Source organism: Pseudofrankia coriaricola (assembly GCF_032027725.1).
Taxonomy (GTDB): Bacteria; Actinomycetota; Actinomycetes; order Frankiales; family Frankiaceae; genus Pseudofrankia.
On record NZ_JASNFO010000018.1, the window covers coordinates 11,892 to 36,029 of the forward strand.

Here is a 24,138-nt window from a genome sequence, read left to right on the forward strand (position 1 = left end):
ATCGAGTCATTCTGGATGTCGAGCCAGCAAGCTCCAGGAAACGGCGAAAGAATGTTCTTGATGGATGCGGACGGAATCATTGGCAAGAGTTCCGCCGGCATCGATTCCCAGGGATGGCGGACCACCCACGGTACCCCGAAGGCGGTCGCGTATCATGCCCCCGAATGGGGGTATCTGAGTGTAGCGGCCAAGGGTGCGATCATTGTCAGCGGGCGTGTAGGCGAGCCCACCGGCATGCTCTGGGCAGCACACATCCGCCTCGTCGGGCGGCGCTGCCCAGGGGCAGTTTCGGCGTGGCTATCCGTGTGGCTATAATTCTGAGCACCTTCTCGAGCTCTCGCCACGACGGCGTGGTGAGTGCCCGCGCAGGAGCTTGAAACCCGGCCCGGGAGCGTCTGGACATGGACGGCGCTCGGTGTAGTTCCGCACTTGGAGACGTTGTTTTTCGAGATGACCAAGGCTCCGGCGCTCACTCGTCCCGGCACGCCGGCACGAGTGTGCGCGCCTGCCGGCACCCGCCGAGCCGGTGACGAAACCCAGATGGTGATGATGGCCATACCGGGTCCGTCCGCCGAACCTGTCCGTTCGCCGCGGCGTGGCCCGGGGCGTGGCCGCCACCTTGGGGCGACGCCCGCCCCCCTCCCGCTCGCACCCCGGTGTCGCCGCGGGCGTCACTGGCTCAGGAGGACCAGTCGATGACCAGGACTTCCAGTCAGCTCGACCCAGGCCGCCCCACCCGTTGGGAGGATGCCCTGGACGCCCCGGCACACGCCGGCACGCGGGATCTCGTCGTCGTCGTGACGCCGTTCGCCGAGCCGAACGCCGCCCTGGTGGCAGCCGTGGAGCGCGCCGGCGGGCTGGGCGTGCTCGACCTGGGCGGCGACGCCGCCCGCGCGCGCCGGGCGCTGGCCGATGCGGCCCGCTGGTGTCCCACCACCTTCGCGGTCCGGGTGGGCCCGGCCGTGCCGCTGCGTCCCGAGGACCTGCCGGCCGAGGTCGACACCGTGCTGCTCGCCGACCTGGACCTGCTGGCCCTGGCGGCGCCCGCCGCCGAGCAGCCGGGATCTGCCCGGTGGGATGTCGCGAGCGCGGCCGGCCCGGCCGGGGCGCGCCGCGTGCTCGTCGAGGTGACCTCGGTGGCCGGCGCGCGGGCCGCGCTCGCCGCCGGCGCCGCCGGTGTCGTGGCCCGGGGCAACGAGGCCGGCGGGTTCGTCGGAGACCTGACCACGTTCACCCTGCTCCAGCACCTGGCCGCGGCGGGCCTGATGACCCGCGCCGGCACCTCCGCTCCGTTCTGGGCCGCCGGCGGGATCGGCGAGCACACGGCGGCCGGCGCCGTCGCGCTGGGGGCCGCGGGCGTCGTCCTGGACACCCAGCTCTCCCTGGTCCGCGAGGCCGAGACGGCGGCCGAGGTGGCCGCGGCGGTGCGGGCGATGGACGGCAGCGAGACCACCCTGCTCGGCGGGCACCGGGTCTACGTCCGCCCCGACCTGCCGGTCGCTCGGCTCGCCGGGCTCGCGGCCGCCGCCGGCCTCGGTGAGGCGGATCTTCGTGACACCGGCGGCGAGGTGGCGAGCGACGGCGCCCTGCCCGCGGCCCCGGGCGGGCCAGCGGACGGCGCGCTCACTCCCGCCGAGGCCGCGGCCCGCCTCGGCGGGCGTGACCTGCGTGCCCAGTTCCTCCCGGTCGGCCAAGACGCCGCGTTCGCGAGCGGGCTCGCCGACCGGTACGTCACCGCGAGCGGCGTCGTCCGCGCGGTGCGCACCGCGATCCGTGACCAGCTGGCGAGCGCGGCCGGGCTGCGCCCGCTCGAGCCCGGCGCGCCGTTCGCCGCGGCCCGCGGCCTGCGCTACCCGCTCGCGCAGGGCCCGATGACCAGGGTCAGCGACATCCCGGCGTTCGCGAAGGCCGTCGCCGACGGCGGTGCGCTGCCGTTCCTCGCGCTCGCGCTGCTGTCCGGCGAGCAGTCCCGCGGGCTGCTGGCGGAGACGGCCGAGCAGCTCGGCGACGCCCCCTGGGGCGTCGGCGTCCTGGGCTTCGCCCCCGCAGAGGTGCGCGCCGCCCAGCTGGACGCGGTGCTCGCCGTCCGCCCCCCGTGCGTGCTGATCGCCGGTGGCCGCCCGTCGCAGGCCGCGCCGCTGGAAGCCGCCGGAATCGACACGTTCCTGCACGTCCCGTCCCCCGGCCTGCTCGACCGGTTCGTCGCCGACGGCGCCCGCAAGTTCGTCTTCGAGGGGCGGGAGTGCGGCGGTCACGTCGGCCCCCGGGCCAGCTTCGCGCTCTGGGAGGCCCAGGTCGGCGCGCTGCTCGCGGCGGGCGAGCGGCTGGGCGGCGGCTTCTTCGAGGAGCTGCACCTGCTGTTCGCCGGCGGCGTGCACGACGAGGCGTCGGCGGCGGCCGTCGCCGCGGTCGCCGCCCCGCTGGCGGCGCGCGGCGCGAAGATCGGCGCCCTGATGGGCACGGCGTACATGTTCACCGCCGAGGCGGTGGCGAGCGGCGCGATCCAGCCCGGTTTCCAGGAAGCGGCGGTGCGCTGCGAGGAGACCGTGCTGCTGGAGACGTCGCCCGGGCATGCCACCCGCTGCGTGCGCTCGCCGTTCGTCGACACGTTCCTGGCCACCCGTGTCGAGCTCGCCGCCGCGGGGCACAGCCGCCAGGAGATGTGGGCGGCCTTGGAGGGCCTCAACCTCGGCCGCCTGCGCATCGCCAGCAAGGGTGTGCGCCGGGACGGCGGGGCGCTGGTGGCGGTCGACGAGGACGCCCAGGCCGCCGAGGGCATGTTCATGATCGGCCAGGTGGCGGCGCTGCGCGCCGAGCGGACGTCGATCGCGGCCCTGCACGAGCAGGTGACCGCCGGCGCGGGCGACGCGCTCGCGCGCCGGGCCGCCCAGCTCGGCATCGCGGCCGACGGTGCCCGTACCGCCGCCGTCACGGCCACCCGGGGCATTCCGGAGCAGCACCCGGCCGGCGGCGAGGCCCCGGCCGCGGACCTGGTCTCCGCGCGGCGCGCGGCCGCGGCGCGGTCGGTGGCGGCGGTCCGCGAGACGGCCCGGCCGGCCGACATCGCGATCATCGGCATGGCCGGGGTGTTTCCCGGCGCGCCGGACGTGGAGACGTTCTGGGCGAACATCGTCGGCGGGGTTGACGCGATCACCGAGGTGCCCGCCGACCGGTTCGAGGCCGATCGCTTCTACTCGCCGGACGCATTCGTCAAGGACGCCGGAAAGCTGACCCCGTCGAAATGGGGCGGCTTCCTGCCGCCTATCCCTTTCGACGCGCTGGCATACGGAATCCCGCCGCGTTCGCTGCGCAGCATCGAGACCGGCCAGCTGCTCGCCCTGGAGGTGTCGGCGCGGGCGCTGCGCGACGCCGGCTACGACCAGCGCCCCTTCGACCGCTCCCGTACCTCGGTGGTGTTCGGCGCCGAGGCAGGCGCGGACCTCTCCGGCGCCTACGGCCTGCGGGCCGGCTACCGGGCGCTCGTCGGCGACCTGCCGCCCGAGCTCGACGAGCACCTGCCCGAGCTCGACGAGGACTCGTTCCCCGGCATCCTGGCCAACGTCATCGCCGGCCGGGTCGCCAACCGGCTGGACTTCGGCGGCGCCAACTTCACCGTCGACGCCGCCTGCGCGTCGTCGTTCGCCGCGCTGGACGCCGCGTGCAAGGAGCTCATCGCCGGCAACTCGGACATGGTGTTCTGCGGCGGCGTCGACACCCACAACGGGCTGAACGACTTCCTGATGTTCGCCTCGGTACACGCCCTGTCGCCCAGCGGGCGGTGCCGCTCGTTCGACTCCTCCGCCGACGGCATCACCCTCGGCGAGGGCGTCGCGGTAGTCGTGCTCAAGCGCCTCGCCGACGCCGAGCGCGACGGAGACCGGATCCACGCCGTCGTCAAGGCGGTCGCCGGCTCCTCCGACGGGCGCGCGCTGGGGCTGACCGCGCCGCGCCGCGCGGGCCAGGTGCTCTCGCTGGAACGCGCCTACAGCCGCGCCGGGATCTCCCCGTCCGAGGTCGGCCTGGTGGAGGCGCACGCGACCGGCACCGTCGTCGGCGACCGCACCGAGCTCGCCACCCTGACCGAGGTGTTCGCCCAGCACGGCGCCGAGCCGGGCTCCTGCACGGTCGGCTCGGTCAAGTCCCAGATCGGCCACGCCAAGTGCGCCGCGGGCATGGCCGGGCTGATCAAGGCCACGCGCGCGCTGGCCGCCGGGGTGCGGCCGCCCACGCTGCACATCGAGACGCCCAACGAGGCCTACGACCGGGCCAGCAGCCCGTTCGCCTTCGACCGGGCGGCCAGGCCCTGGGCCACGCCGGCGGGCGAGCGGCACGCCGGGGTGTCGGCCTTCGGGTTCGGCGGGACGAACTTCCACGTCGTGCTGTCCGCCTACGACGGTGGCCCCGAGCCGGCGCACGGGCTCGCGCACTGGCCGGCGGAGCTGTTCGTCATCCGCGGCGCCGACAACGCCGCGGCCGCCCGGCGCCTCGACCGGCTGACCGAGCTCACCCAGGCGAACGAGGACGCGGGCCGCCCCTGGCGGCTGCGCGACCTCGCCCGCACCGTCGCCGAGGACCGGTCGGGACCGGCGCGGCTCGCGTTCGTCGTGTCCTCGCTCGACGAGCTGCCGGCGGCGCTCGCCAGGGCGCGCTCGCTGCGGTCCGACCCGAAGGCCGGGCTGTTCGTCGCCCCGGACGCGCCAGCCATCGAACAGACGACGGGCGCCGGGCCGAACGGGCCCGGACGGGTCGGGTTCCTGTTCCCGGGCCAGGGCAGCCAGCGCCCGGGCATGCTCGCCGACCTGTTCGTCGCGTTCCCGCGGCTGCGCGAGGTGCTCGAGCTCGGGCCGCAATGGGCGGGCACGATGTTCCCGCCGGCCGCGCTCAGCCGTGAGGACGCGGACGCGCAGGCCGCCGCCATCACCGACACCCGCGCGGCGCAGCCGACACTGGGCCTGGCCGGCCTGGCGATGGCCGAGCTGCTGGGCTCACTCGGGATCCACGCCGACGACCTCGCCGGCCACTCCTACGGGGAGCTGGTCGCGCTGTGCGCCGCCGGCTCGCTCGACCGGACCGACCTGATCGGTCTCTCCGAGGCACGGGCGGCCGCGATCCTCGCGGCGGCGGGAGAGGACCCGGGCACGATGGCCGCCGTGTCGGCGCCTGCCGCCGACGTCCGTGCCGCGCTGGACGCGGCTGGCGGGCGCGCGACGGAGGTCGTGCTCGCCAACCAGAACGCCCCGAAGCAGACCGTCGTCTCCGGCCCCACGGCCGCCGTCGCCGCCGCGCTCACGGCGCTGTCGGCCGCGGGCCTCGCGGCCAAGCGGATCCCGGTCGCCGCCGCCTTCCACAGCCCGGTCGTCGCCGGCGCCGCCGACACGCTCGCCGACACCCTCGCCGGGCTCACGGTCTCGCCGGCCGCCGCCAGGGTCTGGGCGAACACGACCGCGGCGCCCTACCCGGACACCGCCGCCGAGATCCGGGCGACGCTCGCCGGCCAGGTCGCCGCGCCGGTCCGGTTCGTCGAGCAGGTCGAGGCGATGTACGCCGCCGGGGTGCGCACCTTCGTCGAGGTCGGCCCTGGCCGGGTGCTCACCGGCCTCGTCGGCAAGATTCTCGCCGGTCGGCCGCATCGCGCGGTCGCGACCGACGTCGCCGGCGAGCCGGGGCTGCGCCGGTTGCTGCTCGCCGTCGCCGAGCTCACCGCCGCGGGTGTCGCCGTTGACATCGCGCCGCTGTTCGCCGGCCGGGACGCGCGGGTGGTCTCGGCGGCGGACGCGCCGCGGCGGCCCGGCTGGCTGGTCGACGGCGCATACGTGCGCACCGCGGACGGCCGGGTCGTCGCGGGCGGCCTCAAGCCGTCCGCGCGGCTCGCGATCGAGTCCGCGGTCTCCCCGGCAGCGCCGGCGGTGCCGATGGTCTTTGCGGCGCCAGCCGATCCGACGGCGGACGCCGCGGTGCTGGAGTTCCTGCGGACCACTCGTGATCTCGTCTCGGCGCAACGCGACGTGCTGCTCGGCTACCTGGGCCGCGGGGGTGACGTAGCGCTCGGCGCGGCGGCGCTCTCGGGCCTCGGTGACGCGGCTGGCGCGCGACTCGCGCCGATCGGGGATGCCGCCCAGCCGGCGCAGGTCGGGCGACTGGCCGCGCCGAGCGGGCGCGTGCCGGTCATCCCCGCGCAGGCCTTCCCGGTGGACCCGCCGTCGCTGGGTGCGCCGGCACCGGCCGCCGCGTCCGCGAGCCGCGGCCTGGGCCGTGCAGTGGTGCTGGACACGGTGGTGGAGGTGATCGGTTCGCAGACGGGTTACCCGGCGGAGATGCTGGAGCCGGGGTTGGACCTGGAGGCGGATCTGTCGATCGATTCGATCAAGCGGACCGAGATTCTTGGTGAGCTGGCGGGTCGGTTGGGTCTTGCTGGTGGCGCGGGTGGTGAGTTGGACGAGTCGGTGGTGGAGGAGTTGGCGGCGATCAAGACGGTCGACGGCATCGTCGACTGGATCGTCGCCCGCTCGCCCGGGAGTTCCCAGCAGGGCGCGGCCCCGGTCGTCGCCGTTCCCGCCCAGGCTGCCCCCGCCGCCGCTGTGGCGGCCGTGCCGGGCAGGGGAGCCGTCCTCGACGTCGTCGTCGAGGTGATCGGTTCGCAGACGGGTTACCCGGCGGAGATGCTGGAGCCGGGGTTGGACCTGGAGGCGGATCTGTCGATCGATTCGATCAAGCGGACCGAGATTCTTGGTGAGCTGGCGGGTCGGTTGGGTCTTGCTGGTGGCGCGGGTGGTGAGTTGGACGAGTCGGTGGTGGAGGAGTTGGCGGCGATCAAGACGGTCGACGGCATCGTCGACTGGATCGTCGCCCACCAGGCGAGCCCGGCCACGGCGACCGATGCGCCGGCCGTCCCGGTTGCCGCCGGCGGCGCGCTGCCGCCCGGCGCGGTGCCCTTCCAGCCCACCCCCACCCGGTCGGGTGTGCCCGCCATGGCCGGCACACCGGCCGCGCCCTACCTGAACGGGGCGTCGCCGACGTCCACTGCGTCGTCCCCCGGACTGGCCGGCGGTGGCGGCCCGCTGCCACTCGGGCGGCCCGCGGTGCTGGACACGGTGGTGGAGGTGATCGGTTCGCAGACGGGTTACCCGGCGGAGATGCTGGAGCCGGGGTTGGACCTGGAGGCGGATCTGTCGATCGATTCGATCAAGCGGACCGAGATTCTTGGTGAGCTGGCGGGTCGGTTGGGTCTTGCTGGTGGCGCGGGTGGTGAGTTGGACGAGTCGGTGGTGGAGGAGTTGGCGGCGATCAAGACGGTCGACGGCATCGTCGACTGGATCGTCGAGCACACCGCCGCCAAGGCCGCCAACTCGGAGGAGACCGGCGCGGAGCGCTCGGCCGCCGAGGGCGAACTGGTCGGGGGAGCGCGATTCCCGCTGCGCCGGTTCGTCGTCGAGCCGGGGCCGCTCCCGGCCGTGGGAGCCCGGGGCTCCGCCCTGCCGGGAGGACTGCCGGGCGACGGCGCGCTGCTCGCGGGCGGACGCTTCGCCGTCGTCGAGGGCGGACTCGGCGTCGGTCTGGAGATCGCGGACCTGCTGGAGCAGGCCGGCGCGACCGTGCGCCTCCTCGACGCCGGCGCCGCGGACCTCGCCGAGGTCGTCGCCGGCGGGGTGGCCGCGGATGGGCTGCTGTGGGTCGCGGCGCTCGACGCCGCCGCGGGCTCCGCGGCGGAGCTGCCCGGCGCGTTCGCCGCGCTGCGGGCGGCGGCCCTCGGCGGTACCCGCCGGCTGGTCCTCGCCAGCGGTCTGGGCGGCGACTTCGGCCGCCGGGGAGGCGCCGCGGCGACCGACCCGGCCCCGGTAGCCGGCGCGGGGTTCGCCGGCTTCGCCCGCACCCTCGCTCACGAGCTGCCCGACGTCACCGTGCGGGTCGTCGACGTCGACCCCAAGGACGCGCCCCGCCGGATCGCCGAGTCTCTGCTCGCCGAGCTGGTCGCCGAGCACGCCCCGCTCGTCGTCGGCTACCGCGACGGCACCCGCGCGGCGTTGCGCGTCCTGCCCGCCGAGCTGACGGCCCAGTCCCCGGGCGCCGAGCCGCCTGTGCTGGATTCGTCCTCGGTGGTGCTGCTGACCGGCGGCGCCCGCGGTATCACCGCCAAGGTCGCCCTGGAGATCGCCCGTCGGCACGGCGCGCACATCGAGCTGGTCGGCCGGACGGCGCCGCCAGCCGGCCCGGAGGACCCGGCCACGGCCGCCGCCGCGGACGCGCCGGCGCTGCGCCGGGCGCTCATCGCCACTGGCATGCGCCGCCCGGCCGAGATCGAGGCGCGCGTCGCCCGGCTGCTCGCCGGGCGCGAGGTGCGCGCCACCCTCGCCGAGCTCGGCCGGACCGCGGCGAGCGTGCGCTACCACGCCGTCGACGTCCGCGACGGCGCCGCGGTGCGGGCCGTCGTCGCCGATGTCTACGCGCGCCACGGCCGGCTCGACGGCGTCGTCCACGGCGCCGGGGTGCTCGAGGACCGGCTGGTGAAGGACAAGACGCCCGACTCGTTCGCGAGGGTGTATTCGACGAAGGTCGACGGGGCGCGGGCGCTGCTCGCCGCGCTGCGCCGTGACCGGGGCCCGCGCTTCGTCGCCCTGTTCGGCAGCGTCGCGGGAGTCTTCGGCAACCGCGGTCAGGTCGACTACGCGGCCGCCAACGACACCCTGGACACGCTGGCGCACGCGCACGCCGGTGTCCTCACGACCTCCGCTGATCTGGCGGGAACCCCGGGCCGGGTCGTCAGCGTCGACTGGGGACCGTGGCGCGCCGAAGGCGGCGGCATGGTCTCCGCCGAGCTGGAGCGCGAGTACGCCCGGCGGGGCATCGGCCTGATCGAGCCGGCCGAGGGCGTCGACGCGCTGCTGCGCGAGCTCGCCGCACCCACCGGCCCGGCGCAGGTCGTCTATATGTGCGGCGAGGTGGACGCCTTCTATGGCTGATCATCTCAGGGAAGGCGCATCGGGGGCCTCTGTCGCCGACGATCCGATCGCGATCGTCGGCATGGCCGCGCTGTTCCCCGGCGCGGGCGGCCTGGACCAGTACTGGTCCAACATCGTCGGCGGCGTGGACGCGATCCGCGAGGCCCCGCCCGGCCGGTGGGACGACGAGTTCCACCGGCCCGAGGCGGCCGCCCCACCGCCGCCGGGGACGCCGCGGGCTGACCGGCTTTACACCCGCCGCGGCGGTTTCGTCGACGAGCTCGCCACCTTCGACCCGACCGAGTTCGGCATCATGCCACTCGCGGTCGAGTGGGCCGAGCCCGACCAGATGCTGGCGCTGCGGCTCGCCGCCGAGGCCATCGCCGACGGCGGCGGCCAGGACGCCCTCGGCGATCGCGAGCGGGTCGGCGTCGTCCTCGGTCGCGGCGGTTACTTCGGCCCCGGGTTCGCCCGCATCGAGCAGCGGGTCAAGACCGCCCGCCAGGTCGCGGTGACGCTGCGCGAGGTGCTGCCGGACCTGCCGGAGGAGGCGATCGAGCGGGTCCACGCGGCGTTCGTCGCGAAGCTGGGACCGGAGCGGCCCGAGGCGGCCATCGGGCTGGTGCCGAACCTCGCCGCCTCCCGGATCGCCAACCGGCTCGACCTGCGCGGCCCGGCGTACACCGTCGACGCGGCCTGCGCCTCGTCGCTGATCGCCGTCGACGCCGGCATCCGCGAGCTGCGCCTGGGCCGGGCCGACACGATGCTGGTCGGTGGCGCGCACATCGTGCACGAGCCGACCTTCTGGAGCACGTTCGCGATGCTGCGGGCGCTCTCACCCTCGCAGCAGATCCGCCCGTTTGACCGGACGGCCGACGGAGTGCTGATCGGCGAGGGCGTCGGCCTGCTCATGCTGCGCCGGCTCTCGGATGCGCAGAGCGCCGGCGACCGTGTCTATGCCCTGATCCGCGGCACCGGGATCGCCAGCGACGGCCGTACCTCCTCGCTCATGGCGACCGCCTCGGCCGGCCAGACGCTCGCCGTGCGCCGCGCCTGGGCGGACGCCGGCCTCGACCCGCGCGCCCCGGGCGCCGTCGGGCTGATCGAGGCACACGGCACCGCCACCCCGAACGGCGACGCCGCCGAGCTCGCCACCCTGGGCGAGGTGTTCGGCCCGCTGGACCCGGCCGCGCAGGTGATCGGTGTCGGCTCGGTCAAGTCCATGATCGGGCACACTATGCCGGCCGCCGGCGCCGCCGGCCTGATCAAGGCCGCCCTCGCGCTGCACCACCGCACGCTGCCGCCGACACTGCACTGCGACGACCCGCACCCCGCCTTCGCCGGCACCCGGTTCGCCCCGGTGCTGGCGGCCACCCCCTGGGACGAGCCCGCCGGCGGCGGGCCGCGCCGCGCCGGGGTGAACGCCTTCGGCTTCGGCGGCATCAACGCGCACGCCGTCCTGGAGCAGGCCACCGACCGGCCCGCGCCGTCCCCGGCGGCCACGTTTCCCGTCCCGGCCGCCAGGCCCGCCGCCTCGGCGGTGTCCGCCGCCGCGACGCCCGCGGGCTCGCCGTCGCCGACGGTGGCCGGAGTGGCAATGGCCGGCGCGACGGCGGCCAGGACGGCGACGGTCGCGCCAGCCGGGCTCGCGGCCGACCCCGGAGCCGAAGCGGTCCTGCTGCTCGCGGCGGCGACGCCGGCCGAGCTCGCGGCCCAGCTCGACGTGCCGGACGAGGAGCTGCTCGCCCGCGACGACGCCGCCGCGGCACCGACGGGCGGCCCGTGCCGGCTCGCGCTGGTCGCGCCGACCCCGCGCCGGCTCGCGCTTGCCCGCACGATCGTCGCCCGCGGCACCCCGTGGCGCGGCCGCAACGACCTCTGGTTCACCCCGTCGCCGCTGCTCGCCGGGCCGGGCCCGGCCGCGGCGGCCCAGCCCGCGCAGGCGGGAAAGCTGGCCTTCCTGTTCTGCGGGCTGGAGGACAAGTTCGAGCCGCGCATCGACGACGTCTGCGCGCACTTCGGCCTGCCACTGCCAGACCTGGGCCAGACCGGCGTGCTCGGCGGCCACGGCAGGGCCAGCGTCGAGGTGGGCCGGGTGCTCGACCTGGTGCTGCGCCGGCTCGGGATCGTCCCCGACGTGGTCGGCGGGCACAGTGTCGGCGAGTGGAACGCGATGATCTCGTCGGGCATGGTCCCGAACGACTTCGTCGACGCGTTCATCGGCGGGTTCGACCCGGCGTCGCTCGAAGTGCCTGGCGTGTGCTTCGGCGCGGTCGGCTGCGGCGTCGAGATGGTCGACGAAGCGATCGCGGGTCTGCCCGACGTCGTCGTCTCGCATGACAACTGCCCGCACCAGTCGGTCATCTGCGGGCGCGAGGCGAGCGTCACCGAGGCGCTGGCCCGGCTGCGCGCGCGGGGTGTCCTCGGGCAGGTGCTGCCGTTCCGCTCCGGCTTCCACTCCCCGTTCCTGCGGCCCTACCTCGACATCGAGCGCTCGCCGCTGGCCACGATGCCGCTCGCGGCGGCGGACATGCCGATCTGGTCGGCGACGACCGTCGCGCCCTACCCGGACGAGCCGGCGGCGATCCGCGACCTGACCGTGCGCCACCTGCTCGAGCCGGTGCGGTTCCGCGCGCTCACCGAGCGGCTGCACGATGCCGGTGTCCGCATGTTCCTGCAGGTCGGCGTCGGCACGATCGCCGGCTTCGTCGACGACACGCTGGCCGGCCGGCCGGACCACGTGACCGTCGTGTCCAACTCCCCGAAGCGTTCCGGGCTGGACCAGCTGCGCCGGGTCGCGGCGGCGGTATGGGCCGAGGGCGGTGCGCCGCGCCTCGACCTGCTGCCCTGCCGCCACCGTCCCGCCGCCGCGGAGCCCGCGACCACGCCGGCGGTCGCCACGGCCGCGCCAGCCGTGCCGACGGGCTCGGCTCCGGCGCCGCGTCGTGGCGGACGGCCCATGCTGCTGCGGCTGGGTTCACCGATGGTCCGGCTCGGGGCGGACGCCCCCGCGTTGCTGGCGGACGCCCGGCCCGACGAGCCGGCGGCCGCTGCGCCGGCCGCCCGTCCGGCGGCCGGCGTGGCCGTGCCCACGGCGCGCTCAGGCGCCGCCACGTCTCACCTGCCGCCGGCGGGCGCGGCGGCGGCCCGGTCCGCGGATGCCGATCTCCTCGCCCTGGCCGGTGCCGTGGCCGGCCGCGGCAGTCACCCGGTGCTGGCCGAGTTCGGCCTGGCGATCGCCGAGACCGCGGCGGTGCTCGCGGATGTCCAGGCACGGTGGGACGGCCGGACCGCGGGCTTGCCTGTACCGGCGTCAACCAGGGCACTGACGTCCGTGCCCGGTGCGTTGGCGCGCGCCGCCGCGCCGTCGTCCGCCGCGTCGCCGGCACCCCCGGTGGCGGCGCCCGCGGCTCGAGACCACCGGCCGGCCCTCGCCGGCGGGAATGGCGCCGGCTCTGGCTCCGGACAGGATGCCGCCGGCCGGACGGGCGCCCGGACCAGCCTCGCGGGTGGTGCCGGCGCCGGGGCGGGAGTCGCTGGCGGCGGCACGGGGAGCCTCGGGCCGATCACCACGACGGTTCGCCGGACGCTGTCGCTGGCCGAGCTGCCACACGTCATCGACCACTGCTTCTACCGGCAGCCCCCGGGCTGGACGGACCTGTCCGACCGGTTCCCGGTGATGCCGATGACGGCCGTCCTGCAGATGATGATCGACGAGGCGCGGGCGTTCCAGACCTCCCGGCTCGGGGAATCCCATCCGGGAGGGACCCCCGGGGACATAGTGGTCGCCGCCGTCCGCGACGTCCGGGCGCTGCGCTGGGTGGCGATCGAGCCGCCGGTCGAAGTGACGATCTCCTGTACGACGCTGCCCGACGGCGCGGTCCGGGTGTCGATGGACGGCTACGCCCGGGTGACCGTGGTGTTCGCCGACGCGTACCCGCCGGCTCCGACCCAGACGTCCTCGTCCGCCGACCTGCTCCCGCACACCTCCCGGCCCGGCTTCCGGACCTCCCAGCAGACCTCCCAGATCGCTTACCTCCCCGATCGGCTCCGCCGATCGAGCAGGGACCCTGTCGCCGATCCGGCAGGAACCCCGGGCTTCGCCGATCCGGCAGGAACCCCGGAGCCGACGGGAGTCCCGGGTCCGCTGCCCGGCGAGACGCCGTCACCGCACCAGGCCGCCGAGCTGTACGGCGGGCGGTGGATGTTCCACGGCCCGAGCTACCAGGGCATCACCCACGTCGACGGCATCGCGCCGCTCGGCGCCCGCGGCCAGCTGGTGGTGACGGGCGCGCCCGGCGCGCTGCTCGACACGATCGGCCAGCTCTACGGTTACTGGGCCACCCAGCATCTCGACGTCGACTCGCTGCTGCTGCCGCAGGCCGTCACCGAGATGCGCTTCTATGGTCCGGACCCGGGGCCTGGCGAGCAGATGTCGTGCGTGGTGCGCATCCGCGACATCGCGGCCAAGACCGTCACCGCCGACCTGGAGGTAAGGGCCGCCGACGGCACGGTCTGGGCCGAGGTCACCGGCTGGACCGACCGGCGGTTCACCGCGAACGCGTGGCTGTGGCTGCTCATGCGTGACCCGGAGCGCAACACGGTCGCCGAGCCCCGCCCGGATGGCTGGGTCGTCGTCCCGGACTACTGGCGCGACATCGCCTCCCGCGAGCTGGTCGTCCGCCACTTCCTGGACGCCGAGCGCCGCCGGGTGCTTGCCGGGAAGAACCCCCGCGCGGCCAGGCAGTGGCTGCTCGGCCGGATCGCCGCCCAGGACGCGGTGCGCCGCTGGCTGTGGACGCGCGGGGCCGGCCCGGTGTGGGGCATCGAGGTCGGCATCGACAACGACCCCGCCGGCCGCCCGTTCGTCGCGCGCCTGCCCGAGCGTGCCGGCATTCCCGCCGATCCGCCGCCCAACCTCTCGATCGCGCACAAGGTGGACCTCGCGGTCGCGATGGTCGACACCGAGGGCGACGTCGGCATCGACCTGGAGACGGTGGCGCCGCGGACGCCCGGCGCGCTCGCGGCGGGCCTCACCGCCTCCGAGCGCCGCCTGCTCACCGAGCTGACCAGCGGCGCTGGCGACCCCGCCAGCGCCGGCGGCCTGGCCTCCTACACCGCCGACGCCGATCACGACGCCGACGGCGCGGACGACGGAACCGGCGACGACGCCCACACCGGGACCGGCGCCCGCGCGGAGACCGGCGACCGCACCGTGTCCCTGCAGGCCGGCACCGCCGCCGCCGCCGACGACGCCGATGAGTCCGTCCAGGTGGGGCGGGCGGCCTGGTTCGCCAGGATGTGGGCCGCCAAGGAGGCAGTCGCCAAGGCCGACGGCACCGGCCTGCAGGGACGGCCCCGCCGCTACGTCGTCGACCGGGTCATTCCGGTCGGCGCCGGTTCCACGGACACGGATACCGACCTTGCCGTCGAGACCAGCCTCGACGCCGGCCTGCTGGATCGGACCGTTCTCGGGCCGGAGCAGGCGATGGCCGACGGCATCAAGTCGCCCCCGCCGCGCCCCGTCGAGGCCAGCGCCGCGGAACCGCCGTTGCTGCTGCACGTCACCGTGCTCACAGAATCCGGCCCAGCGCACCAGCGCTGGGTGGCGCTACGTACGGTTGACAGCATGGGCCGCGTACGGCGGGAGACCGGTGGCGCCGACCCTGTGCGTATCGGTGACCACATCGTCGCGTGGACATCACTGTCCGTCGAGCGCGCCGCGCGCGTCCGCCATCCCCGAGACCCGGCGACCCCATCCACGAGTTCGCGGCCTTCCGAGGACGACCCGGTCGTCTCGGACCGGACACCCGAGGTGGGCGTCCGGCCGCGTGAGGTTTCGCCATTGTCGCGCCGGGGCTCCTCGCCGATCAGCGAAGCCGATCAGCGAGGTTCGCTTCGGTCCGAGGCCCCGAGCACCAGTGACGAAGGAGCACACACGACATGACCATTCAGGACACCCTCCGCTCAGCCGACCCGACGCTGGACGCCCTCGAAGCGAGGGTTCTCGGCGAGATCGCCGAGATGCTGCGCGACGTGATCGGCGAGGAGTACGTGGTGGACATGGAGATCACCATGGACACCTCGTTCAACGAGGACCTTGAGCTCGAGAGCATCGAGTTCGTGACGCTGGCGGACCGGATGCGGGTCACCTACGGCGACCAGGTCGACTTCGTCGGCTTCCTGGCCGAGATGGACGTTGACCGAGTGATCAACATGCGGGTCGGTGAGGTCGTCCACTTCATCGCCGACTCGCTGCGGGCTGGCGCCAAGGGTGCTTGACCGGGCCGCTTGTCGGCGGAATCGGCCGAGCTGGTACGAAGTGGTGCAGGGCCGGCGCGGCCCGCGGGGCTGGCTGGCGATGTCGGTGTGCCCGAGCGGGTCGCCGAGGAAGGAGTCCGACCGTGGCTGAGGTCGTTGCTAACGGCGTGCGCCTGCATGTCCAGCGGCTCATGCCGTCTGGCGGGCCACGCCCCGACGCCCCGGTGGTCGTCATGCTGCACGGCATGGTGATCGACAACCTGGCGAGCTTCTACTTCTCGCTTGGCAACGCGCTGGCCGACGCCGGCTGCGAGGTCATCTGCTATGACCTGCGCGGCCACGGCAAGAGCGAGCGCACGCCAAGCGGCTACGGCATCGCGACCGCGATGGCCGATTTGTCCGCCCTGCTCGACGAGCTCGGCGTCGACCGCCCGGTGCACCTCGTCGGCAACAGCTACGGTGCCACCCTCGGGCTGACCTACGGCGCCGACTTCCCCGAGCGGGTCGCGAGCCTCACCCTGATCGAGCCGCCGTTCCGCATCGAGGGCCTCGGCGAGGAGATGGCCCGCTCGCTCACCCAGGTGCTCGCCGCCATCTCCGACGAGGAAGTCGAGGAGTGGCTCACGTACAGCGCCGGGCGGGCGGTCGGCCGGATCATGCGTTCCGCGCAGTCGCTGCTGCGTGACACCACGATCGCCGAGGACATGCTCGCGACCGCGCCGTTCTCGCCCGACCGGCTGCGTGCCCTGCCAGTACCGGTGCTCGCCATCTACGGCGGCAACTCCGAGATCATGGAGCAGGGCGACGGCCTGGCGAGGCTCGTGCCGGACTGCACCCTGGTGGTGCTCGAGCGCCACACCCACATGGTGCTGCGGGAGGCCGTCGACTACCTGCGCGTGCTGCTGCGCTGGTGGCTGCTGCACCGCGACGAGCAGATGCCGCAGTACACCCACCGCGGCGGCCAGACGTTCGAGCTCGCCGACTGGGTGCTTTCCCGCTCGGTCCCGTCGGACCTCAACGCCGAGCGGCGGGCCTCGTCGGCCTCGGGCGACGCTGAGGGGCCGGGCGACGCGTCCCCAGAGGTGCCTGTGGCGGCCGGCGCAACCTCCGCGGCCTCCGCCGCGTCCTCCGGGGTGTCGGGCGAACAGTGACGCAGAGGGTGGCGCGAATGGCGGTCGCGCGGGGCCCGTCCGCTGTGCCGGCCGCGCCGGTCTCCGGCCGCGCGGGGCTCCGCCCGGGTCCCCAGCGAGCCCGCGCCGGCGGACCGCTGGAGAGGTGTTTCGGCCAGATCCTCGGGGAGTGATGTCGACGTGGGTCGCATCCTGTTCGTCGTCCCGCCATTGGCCGGGCATGTGTACCCGGCCGTCGGGATCGCCGGCGAGCTGACCGACCGCGGCCACGAGGTCGCCATCGCCGGCCACGCCAGCGTCGTGCGCCCGCTGGTGCCCGCGCCGCTGCGGCTTGTCGAGCTGCCCGAGGAGATCACCTCGGGGGAGCGCGCCGAGATCGAGGAGAAGTCGCGCCGCCAGCGCGGCACCGGCTCGTTCAAGTTCCTCTGGGAGGACTTTCTCCTGCCGCTGGGCACGGCGATGGCCAGGGATCTGGAACCGGTTGTCGACGACTTCCGCCCCGACATCGTCGTCGTCGACCAGCAGGCGGTCGGCGGCGCGCTGCTCGCCCGCCGCCGCCGGCTGCGGTGGGTCACGCTCGCGACCACGTCCGCCGAGTTCGACAACCCCTATGGGGTGATGGCCGCCGTCGGCCAGTGGGTCGACGACCGGCTGCGCGAGTTCCAGCTCGCGTCCGGGGTGCCGGCCGAGGAGGCCGGCCGCGGCGACCTGCGCTTCTCCGACCTGCTGACACTCGTGTGCTCGGTGACCGAGCTGCTGCGCATGCCGGACGCGGTGGCGGCGCTCCCGCCCGGGACGGTGTTCATCGGCTCGGGCGCCGGGCTTCGCCAGCCGCTGGCCGACTTTCCCTGGTCGTGGCTCGATCCGGCCCGGGCCAAGGTACTGGTCTCGCTCGGCACCGTGACCCGGGAGACGGGCGGGCGGTTCCTGCGCGTCGCGGCCGAGGCGCTGGCCGGGATGACCGGCCAGGTGCAGACCATCATCGTCGCCCCGCCCGGCATCGTCGACGACCTGGCCGCCGCGGCGCCCGCCGACGTGCTGGTCCGTGACAAGGTGCCGCAGCTGGAGCTGATGGGCCATCTGTCGGCCGTCGTCTGCCACGCCGGCAACAACACCGTCTGCGAGGCCCTGTCCCAGGGCGTCCCGCTGGTGGTCGCGCCCGTGCGCGACGACCAGCCGATGATCGCCGAGCAGGTCACCCGGGCGGGCGCGGGGCTTCGGGTCCGCTTCGGCCTGGTCAACGCCGCCGGCGTCGCCGCCGCCGTCGCCTCGGTGCTCGACGACCCCGCGTACCGGTCGGCCGCGCGGCGGCTGCGCGACGACTTCGCCTCGGCCGGAGGTGTCGCCGCCGGCGCCGCGCACATCGAGAAGCTGCTGCCGTGACGGGGGGAACGGCGCGAGCGGCGGCCAGCCAAAGGGTGCGCGAAAATGCTCTTTCTTCGCGCATCCGGCGGCTCTTGCTCTCGGTGTCACTACAGGAGGGCCAAAGGGCGCGCGAAAATGATCTTCCTTCGCGCGCCCGGCGGCTCTTGTTCCCGGTGTCACTACAGGCTGGCGCGCCGGCGGCGGGATAGATCGTGGCGACGCTGCTCTGGTGGGCGCCGATCCTCGTCGTCGTCGGCCTGCTGACGAACGGGGTGCGGCTGCGCGGCCGGCTGCGCAGGCTGGACACGCTGCCCGCCTCCGGGCGGCCCGTCGACCCGGACCACCTTTTCGTCTGTGCCGCCGGCGTCCAGCTCACCGAGGCGGCCAGGCGGGCCGCGAGCTACCACGCCAGTCGGGAACGGCTCGACGTGCTCGACCTGGTGCCCGCCGACCTGACCATCGAACGGGCGCTGGACGTGGCCCGGATGGTCGACACCCGCACCTATCGGAACGACCGGCTCGCGCCGGGGCGGGGGGCGTTCCAGGCGCTGCTGGTGCGTGCCGAGGTCGCCCACCGTGCCGGCGTCGAGGCACGCGAGGACTACACCCCGGTCGAGCTCGTCGAGATCACCGAGCGGCTCAAGCGGCACGCCCCGGCGAGCACCGACCTCGCCGTGCTGCCAGGGCTGGGAGCCGCCCGTGACGACGGCGCCACCCGGGTACGGGTGCAACGGCGGTCGTGGAACGCCATCAAACCGGTCAACATGTACCTGCCGACCGTGCGCGACGTCGCGACCGGCATCGGTGTGCACCTCAACCGGCCGTGGGGTCTCGCCGCGACGGCGCTGTTCTGGTGCCAGCCGTTCTTCGTCTGTGCCGGGCGGGTGCCGGTCGCGCCGCGCGACCTGATCCGCAGCCCGATCGTGCGGATTACCGCCGGGCTGGAGTACACGGTCAGCACGGTGCGGGCCTGGCGGAAGGCCCAGCGCTCCGCCGCGGAGGCGAAGGCGGCCGGCCTGCCGCCCGACCCGGTGAAGGCACAGGCCAAGGCACAGGCCACCGCCCGGCGCGAACGCTATCAACGGGCGTTCGCGGCCGGCCCCGAGCCCTTCTTCGCGGATCGCCGTCCTGACTGCCCGTGGTGCGGTTCGTTCGAGCTGGTGGTCCGGCTGGCCTCTCGCGACCTCGAGCTGCGCAAGCCCGGCCGGTTCCAGCTCGACGAGTGCCTTGTCTGCGCGCATGTCTTCCAGAACCCGCGGCTGACACCGGCCGGGCGGGTGCTCTACGAGCGTGACCGCCAGGACGGCATGAACGAGACGCGCGCCCAGGCCGCCGTCGCGGCGGGCGCGGCCCGGCTGCGCGCCAGAGCCGAGCTGATGCGCCCGTTCGTGCTGCCGCGAGCCTGGCTCGACGTCGGCGCCGGCGTCGGCTCGTTCTGCAACGTGGCCCGCTCGGTGTGGCCGCGCACCGTGTTCGACGGGGTGGGCCCGGCGGACACGATCGGCGAGGCGCGCCGGCGCGGCTGGGTCGACCGGGCCTACCCGGCGAGCTTCGCCGACATCGCCGAGGCGGTCACCGGCCAGTACGACGTCATCAGCATGTTCGGCTACCTGGAACGCAGCAGGGACCCGTCCGAGGATCTCGACGCGGCGGCGAAGGCGCTCGGCCCCGGCGGCTATCTGGTGATGGAGATCGTGAATCCCGCCGCCCTGGGGGCCCGCCTGCTCGGGCGGCTGTGGCGGGGCTGGGGTGTGCCGGGGGTGCGCCAGCTCATCCCGGTCGACAACCTGGTCGCCGCGCTGGCGGACCGCGGGATGCGCACCGTGCTGATCCAGTTCGGCGAGGCGCACGAGCCCGGCGACCTGCTCGCCGCGGTCGGGCTCGCCACCCAGGCGCTGATCCCGAGCCCTACACTGCCCTGGCTGCCCGGATCGCCGTATTCGCCGGTCCGCTGGCTGGCCCGCGGCGTGGTGCTGACGGCCGCCGCCGCGCCGGCGATCCTCGCGGGTCTCGCCGGTGCCGTACTGGTGTCCTTCCTGCGCAAGGGCGAACGCTCCAACACCTACCGCGTCGTCGCTCGCCTCGACGCTTGAGGCGGGGGCTTGGGGGGCGCTGGGCGTCCCGCCAGCCCCCGCCTTCGGTCGTCTGATGGCGTTATCGGAGAACTGTTGCTTTGGGGTTGGTTATCCACAGATGTCATGTTGGGCTTGAATGCGCCATTAGCCGTGTTCATCGTGCTTCTCATGACTACCGACCGGGCCCAGCGCGGCCATGCCGTCCAGAACGAGACGTCCTTCGTCGACATCAGCTCCACGGGCGAGGTGGGTACGCCGGCCGGCGGGCTGCTGCCCGCGCCGCGCGCCGGCGAGGCGGGCGACGAACCGGCGGCGGGGCTCGCCGCCGGGCGCGCCGGTGTGCTGACCGTCAAGGAGGCGCTGGCCGCCGGCCTCACTCGTGCCGAGATCCGCCGCCGCGTCGACAGTGGCTACTGGCAGCTGTACTCCGGCGACGTCGTCGTCACCCAGCCCGGCCCCCTGACACTGATCCAGCGCCTGTGGTGCGCACTCGTGTCGATCGGCCCGGACGCCCTGCTCGGCGGCTCGTCGGCCGCGGCCCTGGGCGGGCTGCGCGGTTGTGAGGAACCGTGGCTGACCGTCCTGCTGGCGTCCGGCCGCCGCGTCACCCCGCGCCCCGGGGTGAGGATCCGGGCGACCGCCCGGCTCGGCGACGAGGATCTCCACCTCGACAGCTGGCCGCCGCGCACGGCGCTCCCACGCTCGGTGGTCGACATGGCCGAGTGGGCGCCCAGCCACGACGAGGCTCGCAGGATCCTGGCGCTCGCGGTGGCCAGCGGGATCGTCGAGTCCGACGAAGTGCGCTCGGCGCTTGCCCGCCGCGGGCCGATCAGCCGGCGGCAGGTGATCAGCGATGCCCTCGACGATCTCGACGCCGACGCCCCGTGGGTGCCCGACCTGCTCTACCAGCGGATCGAGGACCGCTTTGGGCTGCCGCCCGGCCGGCGGGGCCGGCCCGACTCGCGTGGCGCGGGTCGACTCGACGTCTGCTACGAGCCCTGGCGGGTCCACGTCGAGCTGGGCATGATCGCGGCGACGGGCATCCGCACCGCCGCCGTGCCGCCCGCGCCCCCGCCCCCGCCCGCGACGGCGACGGCGACGGCCCCAGGCTCGCGGGGCGGCCGGGTGGCGCGGTCGGTGCCGGCCGGAATCCAGCTGGTCACCCATCCGGGCCAGACCGGCCGGCGTGCTGGCCAACTGGTGCTGCGCGTGCCCATCCGGATCCTGCGCGAAGAGCCCGATCGCGTCGGCGCCGCGGTGGCGAGTGCGCTGCGCCAGCGCGGCTGGACCGGCGCGCACTCCCGGCTTGCTCGAGGTACCGGCGTTCGCGTACCCGGCTTCGCGTCCGCGCTCACGCCGAAGCTGGACCAGGCGTTCGGCCCGGCGCTGGGCGTGGATTCGGCCGGGTTCGGCCCGCTCGCGGACTCCGCCACCGTGCCGCGTGCGTGGGCGTGACGAGGAAAGCCGTGACGGCGGCCCGTGGGTTGTCGTACCGTCCGGGACGAACGAACCGCGGGAGCTTCCACCTCATGGGGCTGAGAGGGCGGCTGGGCATCGGGCCCGGGGCCGCCGACCGCCGAACCTGTCCGGGTAATGCCGGCGTAGGGAGCTTTCTCATGGCGCAGTCCGCCCGTCCCACCCCTGTGTCCACCGGCACCGCCGTGCCCACCACCCACCCCCCACTGCCGGGCAGCCGGCGGGCCTACCTCATAGGCCCGTCCGGCGCCGGCGGCGCGCTGCGTGTCCCGATGCGGGAGGTGCCGCTGTCCACGGGCGAGTCCGTGGTCCTCTACGACACCTCCGGCCCTTACACCGACCCGGACGTCACCATCGACGTCCGGCATGGCCTCGCCGCGGGCCGCGCACCGTGGATCGAGGCCCGCGGCGACACCGTCGAGGCACCTGGCCGGCCGCTCGCGGCCGACGGCCAGACCGCTGGCCGGCGCGCCGCCGATCCGTTGGCGGGCCGACGGGAGCCCCGGGTCTCGCCGGTCCCGCGGGCCCTCCGGCGGCGGGCGGCGCCCGGCGTCGCGGTCACGCAGCTCGCCTACGCCCGACGTGGCGAGATCACCCGGGAGATGGAGTTCGTCGCCGTCCGGGAGGGGCTCGCGCCGGAGTTCGTCCGCGACGAGATCGCCGCCGGGCGGGCCGTGCTCCCGGCGAACATCAACCACCCCGAGTCCGAGCCGATGGCGATCGGCCGCAACCTGCTCGTGAAGATCAACGCCAACATCGGCAACTCGGCGGTCTCCTCCTCGATCGAGGAGGAGGTCGAGAAGATGGTCTGGGCGACCCGCTGGGGCGCGGACACCGTGATGGACCTGTCCACCGGTCACGACATCCACACCACCCGAGAGTGGATTATCCGCAACTCACCCGTCCCCGTCGGCACGGTGCCGATCTACCAGGCGCTGGAGAAGGCCGGCGGCCGTGCCGAGGATCTCTCCTGGGACCTGTACCGGGACACCGTCATCGAACAGGCCGAGCAGGGCGTCGACTACATGACCGTCCACGCCGGGGTGCTGTTGCGCTACGTACCGATGACCGCGCGCCGGCGCACCGGGATCGTCTCCCGTGGCGGGTCGATCCTTGCCGCCTGGTGTCTGGCGCACCACGAGGAGAACTTCCTCTACACCCACTTCGCCGAGCTGTGCGAGATCCTGCGCGCCTACGACGTGACCTTCTCACTCGGCGACGGGCTGCGCCCCGGCTCGATCGCCGACGCGAACGACGACGCTCAGCTCGCCGAACTCGCGACGCTCGGCGAGCTGACCCGCATCGCCTGGGAGCACGACGTCCAGGTCATGATCGAGGGCCCCGGGCACGTCCCGATGAACAAGATCAAGGAAAATGTGGATCTGCAGCGCGAGCTGTGCCACGACGCGCCCTTCTACACGCTCGGGCCGCTCACCACGGACATCGCGCCCGGGTACGACCACATCACCTCGGCGATCGGCGCCGCGATGATCGGCTGGCACGGCACCGCGATGCTCTGCTACGTCACCCCGAAGGAGCACCTGGGCCTGCCGGACCGCGACGACGTCAAGGCCGGCGTCATCGCCTACAAGATCGCCGCGCATGCGGCGGACGTCGCCAAGGGCCACCCCGGCGCGCAGGCCTGGGACGACGCCCTGTCCGCCGCCCGGTTCGACTTCCGCTGGACCGACCAGTTCAGCCTGGCTCTCGACCCGGAGACCGCGCAGGCCTTTCACGACGAGACCCTGCCGGCCGCTCCGGCCAAGTCGGCCCACTTCTGCTCCATGTGCGGCCCGCACTTCTGTTCCATGAAGATCACCCAGGACGTCCGCCGCTACGCCGAGGAACACGGCCTCGACTCCACCGAGGCAATCGAGGCCGGGCTACGAGAAAAGGCCGCCGAATTCACGGCACACGGCTCGCAGCTCTACCCGCCGACCCCCACCCCGCGGACCCGCTGACGCGGTTCGCATCCCCCGCGAGCCGGCCGGGCACGCTTGTCTTCCCGCCCCACACGGGTGGGGATCAGGGGCGCCGGCCGGCTCGCGTACGGCTCGCGTACGGCTCGCGCTCGGCGTCCGTTCGTGGCCACCCAGGTATTCGAGGGACGAGGGCGTCGACTTCGGGCCGGCCCCCGCCCGAGCCACGCACCGCGTGGCCGAGCCGCAGGTGATGCTCTGTCAGCGAGACGCGGCCCGGGCTTCGGCGAGCGCCGTTCGGCTGAGCTGGTCGGCGGCCCGGGTTGTCTCCGGCAGGCGATATCTAGGGCACAGCTCCAGCACCCACCGACAAGCGGAGTCAAGATTGGTCCGGTGCCCGACCGACACGTACACCTCGCGGGTACCGTCGCGAGTCCGCAGCGCAGCTCCCACCGGCTCGCCGTCGACCATGATTGGCGTCCGTTCGCCCCGACGCCCCCCGGGCGAGGAGTGCTCACCCACGAACTGCGTCTTCGCCACGCCGATCGTCGGCAGGTCCACGGTGACGCCGAGATGGCAGGCCAGCCCGAACCGTCGGGGGTGGGCTATGCCATGCCCGTCGCACACCAGCAGATCGGGCGGCGAGGTCAGCTGTGGGAGGACGGTGTCCCATGCGTCGAGCAGTGGCGGCAGTTCCCGGAATGACAGCAGGCCCGGGATGTAGGGGAAGGCGGCCCGGCCAACCGCCGTGGCCGATGCGACCACATCCCAACCTGGTACGGCGAGGACGACGACCGCGCCCGCGACCAAATCGGAGTCAGTGTCGTATGCGACGTCAAAGCCAGCCACCCTTCTGACCAGGTCCGGGCCGGGCGCGTCAACCTGGACGAGCCGACGTAGCTCGGCCTGCAGCGCCTCAGCATCCTCGATCCGCCTCACCACAACCCCTCGTCCTGCCCCAAGGCCAACTCGCGCG

9 protein-coding genes are annotated in these 24,138 nt (G+C 74.4%); 8 read left to right on the forward strand and 1 reads right to left on the reverse strand.

Going from position 1 to position 24,138, the window contains the following annotated elements; all coding sequences use genetic code 11:
• The first annotated feature begins 695 nt into the window (after window positions 1-695).
• The 8 genes from QOZ89_RS10465 (at window position 696) to thiC (ending at window position 23,204) form a co-directional block, all read left to right on the forward strand.
• Window positions 696-8,957 carry an SDR family NAD(P)-dependent oxidoreductase gene (locus QOZ89_RS10465; RefSeq protein WP_312623639.1) on the forward strand — a complete coding sequence of 2,754 codons (8,262 nt, stop codon included), beginning with the start codon at window positions 696-698 and terminating at the stop codon, window positions 8,955-8,957.
• Window positions 8,950-14,883, forward strand: coding sequence for a type I polyketide synthase (locus tag QOZ89_RS10470; protein ID WP_083419776.1), 5,934 nt, complete (start codon window positions 8,950-8,952; stop codon window positions 14,881-14,883). The genes QOZ89_RS10465 and QOZ89_RS10470 overlap by 8 nt, the downstream gene beginning before the upstream one ends.
• The gene (locus tag QOZ89_RS10475; protein WP_071053075.1) at window positions 14,880-15,218 is read left to right on the forward strand and encodes an acyl carrier protein; all 339 of its coding nucleotides are present in this window, start codon (window positions 14,880-14,882) and stop codon (window positions 15,216-15,218) included. Before QOZ89_RS10470 ends, QOZ89_RS10475 begins: the two co-directional genes overlap by 4 nt.
• Before the next feature lie 122 nt (window positions 15,219-15,340).
• Entirely contained in the window at window positions 15,341-16,348 is a 1,008-nt protein-coding gene (locus QOZ89_RS10480; protein WP_071053076.1) for an alpha/beta fold hydrolase, read from the forward strand.
• A 159-nt stretch (window positions 16,349-16,507) separates the two neighbouring features.
• Window positions 16,508-17,710: a glycosyltransferase gene (locus tag QOZ89_RS10485; RefSeq protein ID WP_071053077.1), complete on the forward strand. Its 1,203-nt coding sequence runs from the start codon at window positions 16,508-16,510 to the stop codon at window positions 17,708-17,710.
• Between the two features lie 194 nt (window positions 17,711-17,904).
• Window positions 17,905-19,785: a class I SAM-dependent methyltransferase gene (locus tag QOZ89_RS10490; RefSeq protein ID WP_198543556.1), complete on the forward strand. Its 1,881-nt coding sequence runs from the start codon at window positions 17,905-17,907 to the stop codon at window positions 19,783-19,785.
• 150 nt (window positions 19,786-19,935) lie between these two features.
• Window positions 19,936-21,222 carry a hypothetical protein gene (locus tag QOZ89_RS10495; RefSeq protein ID WP_083419789.1) on the forward strand — a complete coding sequence of 429 codons (1,287 nt, stop codon included), beginning with the start codon at window positions 19,936-19,938 and terminating at the stop codon, window positions 21,220-21,222.
• Between the two features lie 161 nt (window positions 21,223-21,383).
• A complete protein-coding gene (gene thiC / locus QOZ89_RS10500) occupies window positions 21,384-23,204 on the forward strand; it encodes a phosphomethylpyrimidine synthase ThiC (RefSeq protein ID WP_116271796.1) in 1,821 nt (606 codons plus the stop codon).
• Between the two features lie 219 nt (window positions 23,205-23,423).
• On the opposite strand, the gene QOZ89_RS10505 is transcribed toward thiC, so the two are convergent.
• The gene (locus tag QOZ89_RS10505) at window positions 23,424-24,101 is read right to left on the reverse strand and encodes an endonuclease V (protein WP_071053146.1); all 678 of its coding nucleotides are present in this window, start codon (window positions 24,099-24,101) and stop codon (window positions 23,424-23,426) included.
• Between the last annotated feature and the right edge of the window lie 37 nt (window positions 24,102-24,138).

Bases quoted from the DNA above. Each gene is read 5' to 3' on its own strand.
- thiC (WP_116271796.1), top strand. From the start codon at position 21,384: ATGGCGCAGTCCGCCCGTCCCACCCCTGTGTCCACCGGCACCGCCGTG.
- QOZ89_RS10475 (WP_071053075.1), top strand. From the start codon at position 14,880: ATGACCATTCAGGACACCCTCCGCTCAGCCGACCCGACGCTGGACGCC.
- QOZ89_RS10470 (WP_083419776.1), top strand. From the start codon at position 8,950: ATGGCTGATCATCTCAGGGAAGGCGCATCGGGGGCCTCTGTCGCCGAC.
- QOZ89_RS10495 (WP_083419789.1), top strand. From the start codon at position 19,936: ATGACTACCGACCGGGCCCAGCGCGGCCATGCCGTCCAGAACGAGACG.
- QOZ89_RS10465 (WP_312623639.1), top strand. From the start codon at position 696: ATGACCAGGACTTCCAGTCAGCTCGACCCAGGCCGCCCCACCCGTTGG.